Here is a 13044-nt window from a genome sequence, read left to right as displayed (position 1 = left end):
TTGAATTATTATTTTTATAGACATATTTTTAAGCAATGTCCATTAATGAGATGAAATGGTCGTAGAGTTGGCTAAGGGTTACATCAGGAATTTGAGGAGATTTTTAAGGAAGTTAAACATAACTGTGGGTAGATGTTTTGATGAATTCGAGTTTACCTCATTGCTGAGAAGCATCAATACTAAGTATGATGAATATTGGTTGTTAGGGTGGAAGGAACATAAAGTGAGTGATCACTCATCATCTTTTGTGTTAACACTTATTGATAAGGATGATAGGGAATACGTGGTTAGAATCTACGTTAGTATTGGTACCATAAACATGGTACTCCCTGCGAATCAATTGCACTTGACTGACGAGACTACGGGAATAACAATGCTGGTTAATGGAAACACCATCAATATATCAGGCAGGGTCCTCTGCATCACTGATATTAGAATTAAAGCGATGAATTAGTTCATCCCTGGGTCTTAACGTGTATCCTCCTTCTGGCTTCTTCAATCTGTTCCCTGGTTATCCTAACGTACTTGGACAATAATTCAATGGGTACGTAGGCAAACCTATCACTTAACCTCCAGGTCGGCCACACCTTACCGCCAATGTTTATTTTGGCGCCGCAGAACTTGCACCTGCCATCCTCCGTTAGGTTAACCTCTAATATGTCGAAGCCCCCCCTCCTCCTAATAACGACCCTACCGCAGTTTGGGCAGTAGGTGTTTTCGAGTTTATGCCCTGGAACATTACCGATGTAAACGTACTTAAGTCCCTCCTCCTTAGCCACCTGGGCATGCTTCTCAAGGGTTTCTATTGGCGTTGGTGGTAGGTAATCAACCTTATAATCAGGGTGAAACCTAAGGAAGTGCATGGGCGTCTCGGGCCCCCCCAGGTTATCCACTACCCACCTGGCCAGCTTACGGGCGTACTCAAGGTTATCGCCTATTTCCGGGACCACGAGGTCTGTAACCTCGATGAATATTCCCTTCCTCTTCATCTCAAGGAGCGTCTGGAATATGGGCTCTGGGTCTGGGACCATTGAGAATTTCCTTAGGAATTTGGGCTCGGCATTACCCTTAAAGTCCACGGTAGCCGCATCGAGGAACTTAGATATGTAGTCAACAGCCTCGTCAGTCATGTATCCGTTAGTAACGAATGTGTTGAATAACCCCCCCTCTTTCTAGCTAGGATTCCAACGTCATACGCAAATTCCGCGAATATCGATGGTTCATTATACGTATACGTGATTCCCTGGGTTCCGTAAGTCTCAGCCAGTTCGACAATCTTCTCCGGGGTTACCTCGAACCCCTCGAGGACTCTCCTCTGGCTTATGTCGAAGTTCTGGCAGTATTGGCATGCCCAGCTACAGCCGTACGTTGAGAAGGATAGGACCATGGAGCCTGGATTGAAGTGATAAAGTGGCTTCTTCTCGATTGGGTCCACGGCTATTGCCGATATCTTGCCATAAACCATTAAGTAAAGCTTGCCACCTAAATTCCACCTAACACCGCAAAATCCATACTGCCCATCAGAAAGCTTACACCTCCTTGCGCATGCCGTGCACTCAACCCTACCGTCCTGAAACGCCTTGTATAGTGTCGCCTCCTTCATTAAGCCCATATGTAGTCATTAATTCATGATTAAAAACCTTATGAGGCAAGCAAGTCTCCTTAATCAACACGTGGTTACGGAGGGGGTATGTTTTTTAAGCGCCTAATGCAATGGACCAAGATATGCCGAAGAAGAGGAAGAATCGAGGAAGACACAAGGGGGATAAGGGCAAGGAACCGATGGTTTATTGCGACAATTGTGGTAAGTTAGTGCCTAGGTCCAAGGCCGTTAGGGTTACTGTACCATACTCACCAGTGCCTGGTGACTTGGCTAGGGAGCTTGAGAAGCAGGGCGCCATCGTCCCTAGGTACTACGTAACCAAGACCTACTGCATAAACTGCGCAATTTACCTGGGGGGGATACTAAAGGTTAGGTCTGAGGATGAGAGGAAGAAGAAAGCTGCGTTATCTAGGGCTCCAATACGCAGGGAATCAGTAACAGCGCCATCAGCCAGCAAACCCGCGCAAACGCAGACTCAAACTTCGGCCCCCCCATCGACTACGCAGGGCATGCAGGAGTCAACGACTAAATCCTAAGGTTAAATGAATAATCGAATGATAGTAACTCTTATAAGGTATTTCGAGCTCATGTTAATGCGTAATGGAGCATACCGAAGAGACTAGGAGGATGGAGTTACCGAATACAGAAACAATGCGAAGAAGCCCTAGTAAGCTTGAGTTAACGTTTATTGAGAGCCCCCCCAGGGACTTCATGAAGGACTTTAAGGTCGTCTTTGACCTATCAATAATTAAGGAGATAACCCTTGGCAGGAGTCCTGAGAATATGGTGATAATACCGGATCCAACGGTATCTAGGAAACACGCGGTAATAACCATGGTTGGAAATGAATTGTTAATTAAGGACTTAAATAGTACAAATGGCACGTACGTACTTGATGGTGACACATTTAAGAAGGTGAGTGAGTATAGGTTTAGTGGTGATGTTGTCATTAGGCTTGGCTATTACACAGTAATTAAGTTATCGATAATAACCGAGGAAAAGCAATGACTAGACAATCTATGCGTTATTTAGGTATTTCTTAAGAACGGCCAATACCTCACCTGTGCTTGAGGGTCTTAACGATGGGTTTAACTCAAGGCCTCTCATCACTAACATGACTATTTCAGGCGGTATGTCAGGCCTATAATTATTGAGCGGAGGTATTACTACCTGGCCACTACTTAATCTATACATGTGCGGGTTCATACCAGTCAGCATTTCATAAAATATGCAGGAAAGTGAGTAAATGTCTGACCTAACATCAGCAACGCCCTTACTAACCTCGGGGGGCTGCGTAGGCTATTGAGAATTGCGATACGTAGGACTTACCACCAACCATTATCTTAGCCGCGCCCAGGTCGCCAATCTTCACAATCCTCCTCTCCCTATCCTTAAACAATATGTTCTCAGGCTTAAGGTCTAGGTGTATTATGTTCGCCTTATGGAGCTCGGACAACGCAAGCGTTATCGAGTACGCCAGCCTCAAGAACTCACCGAGCTCTAGCGGTCCCCTCTCCCTCATTAAATCCCTCAGCGATCCTCCCTCCATGAACTCCATAACCACGTAAGGCGGCTCACTCAAGTAATCCTCCAGTGACTTGTACGGGAGCTTCTCGTCAGGTGGTATGTGGACCTCAAACACCTTAACAATGTGCGGGCTTTCAATGAGTAGGTACTCACTCATCTCCTTCTTGAATGACGAGAGCACCTTGGGTCGTTAGCTAACGGATTGCCCCGGGAGTCCCGGTCCTTAAGAACCTTGATGGCGTAAACCCTACCCCCCCACTCGTCCCTGCCCCTAAGCACGTAGCTGAAACCGCCCGTGGCAACCACATCATCAACCAGGTACTTACCGCCCAACCAAGCGCCTAACCACGATATTGGTGGTCTTAACCCCTTAACAAACCTTAACTTGGTTGGTCTTAAGTACATTATTGTGAAGATAAGTACTAAGCAGTGACACCCAACCAATAAATCCTAATTGTTGGGTAAACGCCATAAACAAGTGTCAGTATTAATAGGGTTACAGAGATATAGCCCGGGAGTCTTCTCACCATTGGTGTTGCTGACACGATAGATGGTACCAGAGTCATATACACGTAGGGTTGATTAAATACGAAGAGAAATACTGCCGCCGGTACTATCAATAATACGCCTAAGTATGTTATTACCCTATCAATCAAATCCTCTGGGAAGTCAATCCTATACATTATGATCGAGTTTCTAATTGTGATTACTAATGAGGACATAAATATGAGGAGCGAATTAACCAGCAAGTAAAGCTCAGGAGGTGCTGGATTAGCATAACCCATGTAAAATAGGTAAAGGATATACAACAGAGCTAACGTAATAATTGCCCTAAAGTCAGAAACCCTCAATGACAGAACTAGTACAGTGATTCCAACGAATACGGCCAGTGCATCGTAGATATAGGCATTACTAATTATAAATGCCACAGATAATGCAAGGATGACCTCCGAAACCAACGGTATTATAAACCAATTATTCCTTAACGGATACTTCCTAAATAACTCATAAAACAACACAAAGAGCGCAACCATGATCAGAACATGCGCGGTATTGATACCAATGAAGAACAATAGACTTATGAAAAGCACGATCCCAGGCAACGCCTTAATCACTTTATTAACGTCGGTAATCAACACGTTAGATACCCTTTAAAGACCCATTTAAAGCGTTATTCGGACCATAAGATGAAGAGAGTCCACATACTTGTTAAAGGCCTAGTCCAGGGAGTTGGCTTCAGGGCATTTGTGAGGAGGAATGCCAAGAGGCTGGGCATTAAGGGCTTTGTCAGAAACCTACCCGACGGCTTCACTGTGGAGATAGTGGCAGAGGGCCCGGACGACGCCATCGAGCAGTTGATAAGTATTACCAAGCAGGGGGGGCCACCGGGGGGGCCGTGGTTGAGGATGTTGAGGTGGAGTATGAGGAGCCCAGGAATGAGTTTAGCGATTTTGAGATACTTTATTAACGTACTTAATTAAGCCGCCGCCACACGGTCTGAGTCCCGAATCCACTAGATCCATTATCAATTGCCTAGCGGTGTCTGTTAAGTCGAGGTTTAATGCTTCCCTTAAATCAATAAATTTTAATTCCGTGGCATCACTAGATGCCCTAGGTTCACCGCCAATGGGTTCCACTAAATAATCAAGCAGTAAGAAGTGGTACTTAACCCTGCCCTCCTTATCTCGTTCTATGTATTGGTAAACGCCAAAGAGCCCCATTGACCTACCAATAATGCCCGTCTCCTCCTGCAACTCCCTAAGTACGGCGCGGTCCGGGTCTTCGCCTGGTTCAACCATGCCGCCTGGTACCGACCACTTACCCCCCCTATTGGGCTCCGCACCCCTCCTTATTAGGAGGATCTTACCATCCATAATAACTACGGCGCCAACACCCACCAAGGGGTATCTCGGGTATTCTCTTCCCATCCGGTAACTTAGCATGTGCTAGCTTAATTAAGTATTAACGTTATATTTATTAAGGACTATAATTCCTACGTGCTTAATGGAGTGTAATAATGATAAGGTGAGGAGTATTATTGATGGTTTATCTGATAAAGAACCTATTGAGGCTTATCAGACGTTGCTTGAGGAGAACTGCTTTGGTAGAAGCATGATTTACGAGGTTAGTGGTAAATACATTGTTTACATGAAGGATGAGGAGAACGCATGTGTTGAGGAGACGAATTCGATAGATCGCGCTAGGGAATTGGCAAGGGCATTTGTTGACTCTGTTTGTATCTGATAATTATGAGGGTGAGGGTAATACTATCGGCTAATTTGCATGAGCTTGCCAACGCTATAAACATAACTGTGCAGGTACCGGATGAATCCACGGTTAAGGATTTAATAATAAGGCTTGGTGAATTAAACCCGGAAATACCAAAAATACTGCTTAGGGGTAATGAGCTTAATGAGAATTACGTAGTGATTGTGAATGGTAGGGATATATACTGGCTAAAGGGCTTGCTCACTAATCTAAGTGATGGTGATGAGGTGCTAATTGCGCCTAAGGCATTCATATCGTAAAACTTAATACCTCCACTTAATTAATTTAGTACTGTGATTGCGAATGGCTAAAAACAAGTTAATGAGCATTAACGAGGCCTTAGATTTGATAAATGATGGCGATGAAATAGCGATTGGAGGCATGTCCTTTCACCGTAATCCCATGTCTATGGCCATAGCCATAGTCAAGTCAAACAAGAGGGACTTGGCGCTGGTGGATAGGGAGCCTGGGCTTGCCTTCGATTTATTAACGATATCGGGTAGGGTTAAGAGGATTAGGGCTGCCATGGTCACTTTCGAGCACTTCGGCATCGCGCCAGGCTTTAGGAGAATGGTGGAGGGCGGCGAGGTGGAGTTCATAGAGGATGTTTGTGAGGGTGTAATGGCTGGACTCCGTGCGGGGCTTATGGACTTCCCTTCATGCCATCAGCAATAGCGTTGGACAGTGATTTAGTCCCGTTGAACGTCAAGAGGGGTATTTGGAAGGTGATTAGGGATCCATTTAATGACCAGGAGTTAGTCGTGGTTAGGGCGATAAGGCCTGACGTGGCCCTAGTACATGTCCACAAGGCTGATGAGAGGGGGGGTGATGTTGAGATTTACGGTCCTAAATACGAGGATTTACTTAAGATCCAAGCCGCCAGGAAGGCTATAGTTACGGCGGAGGAGATAGTCAGTGAGGATTACTTTAGGGAGCATCCTGATCGATTAACAATACCTGGCTTCATGATAACCGCGGTTGTGCACTCGCCAAGGGGGTGCGTGGCCGACGTCTATGTACGGTTATTATAAGGCTGATTACGAAATTATCAAGAAGTATTTCGACAGCGTTAAGGCTGGGCTTAGTGTTGAGAAGGTGCTTGAGGTGTTTGCCCATGGCTGACATGGATAACGTCATTAAGTGCATGGCGAGGCAGTTAAGGGATGGTGACATTGCCTATACGGGCTTGGCTCAGTCCCGGCGGTATTGGCAGTAGCATTGGCTAGGCATTGGGGTATAAATACTTGGTTTATAAATGTGGCCGAGATTTATGAACCCAGGGATTTCGTAATAACACCGTCGTCGGGGGGGACCCATACTCGCTAATTAATGGTAGGGGGGGCTTCGTAATAAGCCTAGACGCGTTTGATCTCGCCAGGCGAGGGCAGCTAGACGTAATGTTCTTCTCGGCGGCCCAGGTTGATCGCCGTGGTAACATGAACTTATCCGTAATCGGTAGTTATGAAAAGCCCAGGGTTCGGCTACCAGGCGGTGCAGCCGCGGCTTACCTATACAGGAGGGCCCGTAGGATAGTGATGTGGCTTAGGGAACACTCAAGGAGGACGCTTGTTGAGAGGGTTGACTTCATCACGGCTCCTGGCCCCACGAAGCAGGGTCCACGCTTAACCATATGCACGCCAAAGGCCATGTTCGAGTTTGACCATGAATTAGGCGAATTAGTACTGACCGGTTTATTCCCTGGTATAAGCGTTGATGAAGTGATTAATAACATGGCCTTTAAACCAAGGGTTAGGGAGACATTAAGCGTTCTTGAACCTGTAACGCAGGATGAGCTGCAATTCCTAAATAAGCTGGACCCAGGCGGTATTAGGTATTCATAAATTTAAAGTCATTAATCACAGCATCTTATTCTCAATCTTATATGCACCAAGTATTATTGCACCAGTGGATTTCGAAGCCTCAACAAGCTTCTTACCAACCTCATCATCACCCTCCGCTTAGTAAGCAAGTAAGGCGTAGCTTATTACTTCACTAAGTCATCATCATTCATAAGCATAGGCTAACAGCAGGTTAGGCCCTGTGGCTGCCTCTATCGTGGTTAAAACCCTGCCTAGGGTACCTGGTTCATTAGGCATTGCTATGTATTATAAATACGCCGCCCTGTATTGTCATGGCTAGGTCATAAAGCTTCGTGAATAGTCTCTGCATATCCTCAATCATCCTAAGTAAATCGGCTCCCGCGCTCACGCTTGAATTGAACATGATCAATTATTTCAATTAACCACACAAGATAAAGAAAAGACTAAAGTAATGTTGATCCATTAATTAAACGGCTAATGAGGAGTATATACAAATGCGTGATCTGCGGTTCATACACCGAAGAGACTGCGCACTGCGGAGTACAAACTAGGTTGTTACTAAATGGTAAATTAAGGAGCAGGTTGAGTCATTTAATGACTTACCTACTTAGGCATAACCCAGGCGCGGTAAACCTATCAATGGATAGGGAAGGTTGGGTGGGCATTGACGAGTTAGTAAATGCATTGAGGAGTAGATGGGATCCAAAGGCACTCTCATGGCTAACTAAGGGGGCATGTAATAGCGGTGGCGCTGCTCGACCCAAAGGGTAGATTTGAGGTTAGGGATGGCATGATTAGGGCTAGGTATGGCCATAGCAAGTCACTCAATGTCAATATAAAGTATGAGATTGATAATGAAGTGAAGACCCTATATCACGGAACCACGAAGGAGGCGCTGGTACGAATAATGCGCGAGGGGGGGATAAAGCCTATGAATAGGAAGTACGTGCACCTAGTACTAGACCCAAGGGATGCGTATGAGGTAGCCATTAGGCATGGTGACGATGTGGTAATACTGAGGATAAACGCAGACTGCCTAAGAAAGGATGGTTACCAAGTATTGACTGCGACAGATAGGATAAGGCTCGTGGACTACGTACCACCACAATGCATAGAGTCACTAACGAAACCACGAAACTAAAAGCTTAAATTTCTTGGTTCTCGGCTTTCCCTTGGGCCGGTAGTCTAGCCTGGAAGGATGCCCGCCTCTGTGCTTCTCTGCTTGGTTTAGGAATTCGTTGATTGGCTTCATGGCTTCATCAATCGCTCTTTAGTCATTGGCTAGCTCACCACTTAGGTCTCCTCGAAGCACTGAGGTGCTTGGTATTGGGTGGTCGCCATGCATAAAAGTAGGTGTGGGGGGGTGGTGTTAAATGGATGGGTGGTGCCAAGCCAATGCTGGCCGGCGTTATTGACGCGTTATTATTCGCAACCCTCTACCTACTCATTGTTTGGTTTCAGCTTTACTTGCTTGGTGATTCCTGGTTCCTGCACTGCCTAGGCCCATACTCACCACTCGCCATTCACGTTGGCCACATCGGGATTAGCCTAATACCACTAATCATTGATGCCGTTGTCCTAGCAATACTTACCCTAGCAAACCTCAACTCATTAAACGCATTGGGTAAAGCCCTGGGCTTGACGGCCATCGTCTCCGTAATCATTGCCTCAGCAGCCTCATTCGCCTACTCACTGATTATTCATGAATTAAGTGGCTTAGCAATCTACGAGTTTAGCTCGCTCGTGGTATTCGTGGCATTAATGATTGATGTAATCGCGGTAACGGCGGTATGTGTATTACTCAAGGCGAGAGCTAAAACCTATGGTTTTTGCCTTAGTCACCTACGCCAACGCCCTAATCATAGACTACATAATCGACTCGGTTGATTCAATGATTATTGCTACGGTTAAGGAGTTGGAACCAGTGATTGGAGCCCTAGGTCCATTTGACGGCTTAGTAATTGATCCACCGCTAATTGCGTTTATGACTTACCTAGCACTCCAATTAAGCCGTAAACAATAGCCTTAAATCCATGGTGGTTGTGGTTTTGGTAATGTGTTTGACGTGTATTTGCGTTAATTCAACCAACAACTGCACAGTGACTGTGACGATAACCAGCACCCACAGCTCAACCACTCCACTCATCTCAGCCCTACTCTACGTGAACATAGCCTGGTGGCTCATCCTATTCATAGGCTATTATTATTACTGGAGGTGGAAAGTACTCAATACTTATGAACTGAAGAAGTACTACGCAAACTACCTACTCTACGGAATAAGCATTGGTAATCATAGGTCACCATGGATAGGTCTCGTGATACTAACCCTCGTAAACTTCATGCTGTCTTGCAACCTAACATACCTTGGGCTATATATGGCTGAGATTAATGGTTTGCTAGCCACACTATTAACAAGAATAATCTCGGCAATCATTCCTGCAATACTACTGATATTAATCATTTATTGTCAAGCACGAGTACTTTGGGATGCACCGCGTAATTGGCGACTGCGAATCATACTAGCCTTAATACTGCTGACAATTTTGGCAGTAACTCTCGTCATTCTTGCCTTTGAATTAGGCGATGCCGCATACATTCTCGCATCAATCTTCACATTCATCCTCATACCCCCCCTCTTCACGTGGGCCTTGATACCCAATAGGTTCTTTCGTATGCTCATTGTTAGTATTGTGTTTCTTGGTGTTGGCGTTACCTTCTACGTTGCCGACCTACTCCCTCGGCTGCCTTTGGTGCGTTGGTGGCTGGCCTCGTCACCGCCGTCACCTTCATGTTCAACAACTACATTAGGGCACCTAGACTCTACACACTAACCATATCCCGACTGGTATTTAGGAATGATAGAGTCTTTGGACGTGTATTGAGGTTTGGTTTAAGGGTTGCAAGGCCTAAATTGGCTGATGTGCCTAAGGAGGCAAATGCAGGGTAATCATTTATAGGGGGGGGCGAGACCTTCAGGAACTCCACAACGGCTACCACCCATGGGCTGACATAACAAGGCAGGTACAGGCGCCAAGCCCGCAGGACCCATTCAACCTCAGCAATCAATTAGTCACCAGGGACGTCGAGACATTCGCGGACCTCACATTATTCGAGGTCATCGAGGTTAATGGCCGTAGGTTTTATGCCTATTCTCCGGGGATAGGCCCGTCGGCGCATTGAGGTGCGCCAAGGTATTTGCATTAGATAATGACTGTGAACCAGTATGGAGGATGGGTAAGAGCTGCGAGTACATCAGGTGCGACTTACTCATGAACGTTTTCATAGGCTTTAGCGGTGGTAGCCTTGAGCTAGGCCCGGTAAGGTTACAACAATTCATAATGTATCTGCTAAACACCTTCATCAACTGCGGGGGGGACAACTGCATGATGACAATACCGGAATTAATAAACAGGACAGACAATGAAGGATTAAGGAGGGAACTAGGCACACTCATAGAGCTACCATCATAGCACCAGCCCACTAACTACCTCGGTCAAACCCTCTCAATCCTCGTGCTACCCCACTCATCGCCTATTGTGAGCCTTAGCCTCACCGGCTCGGCCCTACCATTCTCGCAGGTCACCTGGACCTCGATTTCGTAGACACACCTCGTTAGGCAGTCCTGAGGTCTATTCAAGCATCCATTTAGTATAATCGGCTTATTATCCTGCATGACGAAAACAACATTCGTAACATCCGGCCTAGCGAACCATGCGTAGGGTGGTGAGCCACCGCACGCCGTCGCCATGCTTGGGTTGCCGGCGAAGAATGGCCTATTATTACCATCGAGGGGGGGCATCACGACCAGGTTGAATATCCTCACGTCATTGGGATTAATATCGACCCTATCCTTATTGCCGGTCCAGGTGAGGTCGAGCCAATCATTATACTCACCACTAGGCCCACCCCTACACTCGCCAGAGCCATCAATAGACAACCTCCTCAAAACCCTAACCTGAGCCACGCAATTCTTAGCCGCACCACGGCCAACATTCCTAACGTGAAGCCTAAGATAACCAATGGCATTTTGCTGAGGAGGACGGTTCGTACCACAGAAGTCTGGGAATGTGTTGAGGACTGGCTTATCCTCCACAACCTCAATACGCGGATCAGGCGATGTAAAGATCACCCTGAAGTACTCCCGAAGCCCAGTAGCCATCAAGGCACCTCCAGAGCCAACAATGACGCCGGCAGGAGTTACGTAGGGAGTACCCGGGGTAATCAACATCACGAAGCCCATCGCCATTAGAAACACGCCAATGTCCGAAATTACCGCTCCCCCCCAAACCTCAATACCGTAACTCAACGGGAATGCTATGGAAATACCCAATAAAACAACGCTACCTATGATACCGCCGATCTTAGCCGCCATACTCAATGCCGAAATTACGAGGGGGTTTACTCGTTACGACCCATCCACCGGCTAAAACACCGCTAAAGGCAGAATAAATAATTGAAAATAAATACAGCACACTACGAGACGGGATAGCCCTATGCATGAGAATCAACAAACGTATAAAGAAAATACTAATTATTATTGTTATTACTATTAATAAAAATAAAAATACGATAACAAGTACTATTAAGTGAGGAATGAAGAAAAATGCAACAATAGAGGCAAAAAATGCGTCTAACATTAAAAATAGAAGCAATGTGGCCAGGGGGGGTGGAGATACGTAAATCATTATGTTCCTAATTATGTTCCTAATTCTAAAATTTCTTCTCGCTCCCATCGCACTCGAGGTTTAGTTAGTAAATTTAAGATTAAAAGGTTTTATTAAAACAAATCATTAAGTATCTCGAAGCAGTAACTCAATCACGTACTTCATCGCCTTGCTTAGGGTTACCTCTTGCTCGTTTATTTCGTCTCCGCATACGTACCTTGCTTTGACGGTTTTTGGTTCATTGCTCATTATTATGTATGTGGCTTTATATCTCGGTTTGACTATGTCGTTGCTCAATGCCCTCACTTGCTTAATCACCTTGACCTCCCTATCCATGACCTCGAGGTGGTAGTCCCCCGTCGCATTCCATGTTTATGACCGCGGCGTATATTGGCTGTAGTAGTCTTGAGTATTCTCTATGTAGTATGACTGCGGCTATGTGGGTGCAGACCTCGCTCTTTCGCCTTATCCCCCCAGTTGGTCTCGAAGCATGAGCAATAATACTTCCCATCCCTGAAGCGAACAATGTAGCTTGGGTACTCATCACCAACCTCGGGTCACCACTCACCACCCAGGCATTCTCGTTGATTTGCCTAACGGAGCCACTCTCGAAGCGTTTCAAGGCATGCTTAACCCACGAGCTCGACTTCCCAGGAAACTTAGACCTCAACCTCTCAATAGCTAGCTCCTCAATATCCTTCTCAACCCTCATTGTTAATCACCGCCGACTTAGACCTAATGATCTGAACCCACGGATTATCCTCAAAACTCACTGGGGGGGATTCACCAATAAACTCCCTAGGTTGTTCCCTAATGGAGTCCTTGATGGACTCGGTTTTAGCAACCTCATTGTTTAGATTGGCGTTGGCGATTGATTGGCTCAGGCATTGCTTGAGTAATTCCCTGATTTCGTTCATTGCCATGTACGTAGTTAGTAATTGGCGTATTAGGTCGCTCATTGTTGCGTTGCTGACCTCGGATAGCCTCCTCAAAGCCTCATACACGTCCTCCCTAACGCTCACGCACCTAAACCTCATCCAACAATCAACAGCACAGACTTAAAAGGCGTGAAGCAACGAACCAATGCATTACGGTTAATGACCCAATGCATTATGAAGACTGCGGAAGCCACGGTCGAGAGACACAGACAATGCATTACGAG

The 13044-nt window shown here is 46.0% G+C and carries 19 protein-coding genes and 4 pseudogenes; 13 read left to right on the top strand and 10 right to left on the bottom strand.

The genetic code is table 11. From position 1 onward, the window contains the following. Positions 1-55 precede the first annotated feature (55 nt). A complete protein-coding gene (locus JCM11216_RS08535; RefSeq protein WP_054853950.1) occupies positions 56-454 on the top strand; it encodes a hypothetical protein in 399 nt (132 codons plus the stop codon). 1 nt (position 455) lies between these two features. Here JCM11216_RS08535 and amrS read toward each other — a convergent pair. Continuing rightward, a pseudogene (gene amrS / locus JCM11216_RS08530) lies at positions 456-1603 on the bottom strand (AmmeMemoRadiSam system radical SAM enzyme). Between the two features lie 122 nt (positions 1604-1725). On the opposite strand from amrS, the gene JCM11216_RS08525 reads away from it, so the two are divergent. Next, positions 1726-2139, top strand: a complete 414-nt coding sequence (locus tag JCM11216_RS08525; protein ID WP_054853949.1) for a 30S ribosomal protein S26e — start codon at positions 1726-1728, stop codon at positions 2137-2139. 64 nt (positions 2140-2203) lie between these two features. Beyond that, entirely contained in the window at positions 2204-2611 is a 408-nt protein-coding gene (locus JCM11216_RS08520) for an FHA domain-containing protein (RefSeq protein WP_054853948.1), read from the top strand. 9 nt (positions 2612-2620) lie between these two features. Here JCM11216_RS08520 and JCM11216_RS18195 read toward each other — a convergent pair whose 3' ends face one another. Genes JCM11216_RS18195 through JCM11216_RS08505 form a run of 4 tightly spaced genes read right to left on the bottom strand, consistent with a single transcriptional unit; the run spans position 2621 to position 4269 of the window. Continuing rightward, positions 2621-2821 carry a hypothetical protein gene (locus tag JCM11216_RS18195; protein ID WP_243675823.1) on the bottom strand — a complete coding sequence of 67 codons (201 nt, stop codon included), beginning with the start codon at positions 2819-2821 and terminating at the stop codon, positions 2621-2623. Positions 2822-2879: 58 nt separating this feature from the next. Beyond that, positions 2880-3311, bottom strand: coding sequence for a protein kinase (locus tag JCM11216_RS08515; protein ID WP_243675822.1), 432 nt, complete (start codon positions 3309-3311; stop codon positions 2880-2882). Continuing rightward, complete coding sequence (locus JCM11216_RS08510) at positions 3284-3574, bottom strand: hypothetical protein (RefSeq protein ID WP_243675821.1); 291 nt, start codon at positions 3572-3574, stop codon at positions 3284-3286. The genes JCM11216_RS08515 and JCM11216_RS08510 overlap by 28 nt, the downstream gene beginning before the upstream one ends. Continuing rightward, positions 3553-4269 (bottom strand): hypothetical protein, encoded by a 717-nt coding sequence (locus JCM11216_RS08505; protein ID WP_054853945.1) that lies wholly within the window; start codon positions 4267-4269, stop codon positions 3553-3555. The genes JCM11216_RS08510 and JCM11216_RS08505 overlap by 22 nt, the downstream gene beginning before the upstream one ends. Positions 4270-4317: 48 nt before the next feature. Here JCM11216_RS08505 and JCM11216_RS08500 point away from each other — a divergent pair. Beyond that, positions 4318-4598 (top strand): annotated as a pseudogene (locus JCM11216_RS08500) (acylphosphatase). Here the strand turns inward: JCM11216_RS08500 and JCM11216_RS08495 are convergent. Further along, complete coding sequence (locus tag JCM11216_RS08495) at positions 4573-5058, bottom strand: NUDIX hydrolase (RefSeq protein WP_054853944.1); 486 nt, start codon at positions 5056-5058, stop codon at positions 4573-4575. The pseudogene JCM11216_RS08500 and the gene JCM11216_RS08495 sit on opposite strands and share 26 nt — an antisense overlap. 76 nt (positions 5059-5134) lie before the next feature. On the opposite strand from JCM11216_RS08495, the gene JCM11216_RS08490 reads away from it, so the two are divergent. From JCM11216_RS08490 to JCM11216_RS08450, 9 genes and pseudogenes are all read left to right on the top strand, one after another. Next, positions 5135-5374, top strand: a complete 240-nt coding sequence (locus JCM11216_RS08490) for a hypothetical protein (protein ID WP_054853943.1) — start codon at positions 5135-5137, stop codon at positions 5372-5374. A 5-nt stretch (positions 5375-5379) separates the two neighbouring features. Next, complete coding sequence (locus JCM11216_RS08485) at positions 5380-5658, top strand: MoaD/ThiS family protein (protein WP_054853942.1); 279 nt, start codon at positions 5380-5382, stop codon at positions 5656-5658. A 121-nt stretch (positions 5659-5779) separates the two neighbouring features. Beyond that, positions 5780-6429 (top strand): annotated as a pseudogene (locus JCM11216_RS08480) (CoA transferase subunit A). Positions 6430-6795: 366 nt separating this feature from the next. Continuing rightward, positions 6796-7239 (top strand): CoA-transferase, encoded by a 444-nt coding sequence (locus JCM11216_RS18190; protein ID WP_243675820.1) that lies wholly within the window; start codon positions 6796-6798, stop codon positions 7237-7239. Between the two features lie 573 nt (positions 7240-7812). After that, positions 7813-8359, top strand: a pseudogene (locus JCM11216_RS08465) (RNA 2'-phosphotransferase). Positions 8360-8595: 236 nt separating this feature from the next. Beyond that, a complete protein-coding gene (locus JCM11216_RS08460) occupies positions 8596-9105 on the top strand; it encodes a hypothetical protein (protein WP_243675819.1) in 510 nt (169 codons plus the stop codon). Between the two features lie 173 nt (positions 9106-9278). Beyond that, positions 9279-10049: a hypothetical protein gene (locus tag JCM11216_RS08455; RefSeq protein ID WP_243675818.1), complete on the top strand. Its 771-nt coding sequence runs from the start codon at positions 9279-9281 to the stop codon at positions 10047-10049. Beyond that, entirely contained in the window at positions 9977-10165 is a 189-nt protein-coding gene (locus tag JCM11216_RS18185; protein ID WP_243675817.1) for a hypothetical protein, read from the top strand. The genes JCM11216_RS08455 and JCM11216_RS18185 overlap by 73 nt, the downstream gene beginning before the upstream one ends. A gap of 229 nt (positions 10166-10394) precedes the next feature. Then, positions 10395-10688 (top strand): hypothetical protein, encoded by a 294-nt coding sequence (locus JCM11216_RS08450; protein WP_054853939.1) that lies wholly within the window; start codon positions 10395-10397, stop codon positions 10686-10688. A gap of 23 nt (positions 10689-10711) precedes the next feature. Here the strand turns inward: JCM11216_RS08450 and JCM11216_RS08445 are convergent, their stop codons facing one another. The 4 genes from JCM11216_RS08445 to JCM11216_RS08430 all read right to left on the bottom strand — a co-directional run bounded on the left by JCM11216_RS08445 (position 10712) and on the right by JCM11216_RS08430 (position 12919). Further along, complete coding sequence (locus JCM11216_RS08445) at positions 10712-11590, bottom strand: hypothetical protein (protein ID WP_054853938.1); 879 nt, start codon at positions 11588-11590, stop codon at positions 10712-10714. 418 nt (positions 11591-12008) lie between these two features. After that, on the bottom strand, positions 12009-12218 hold the full coding sequence (locus JCM11216_RS18180) for a hypothetical protein (protein ID WP_243675816.1): 210 nt from the start codon (positions 12216-12218) through the stop codon (positions 12009-12011). Next, positions 12211-12594, bottom strand: coding sequence for a hypothetical protein (locus JCM11216_RS08435; protein WP_243675815.1), 384 nt, complete (start codon positions 12592-12594; stop codon positions 12211-12213). Before JCM11216_RS08435 ends, JCM11216_RS18180 begins: the two co-directional genes overlap by 8 nt. Then, a complete protein-coding gene (locus JCM11216_RS08430; protein WP_054853936.1) occupies positions 12584-12919 on the bottom strand; it encodes a ribbon-helix-helix protein, CopG family in 336 nt (111 codons plus the stop codon). The genes JCM11216_RS08435 and JCM11216_RS08430 overlap by 11 nt, the downstream gene beginning before the upstream one ends. Positions 12920-13044 lie beyond the last annotated feature (125 nt).

The organism is Vulcanisaeta distributa JCM 11216 (assembly GCF_001315985.1).
Taxonomy (GTDB): domain Archaea; phylum Thermoproteota; class Thermoprotei; order Thermoproteales; family Thermocladiaceae; genus Vulcanisaeta; species Vulcanisaeta distributa_E.
This window is presented reverse-complemented; position numbering and strand designations above follow the sequence as displayed.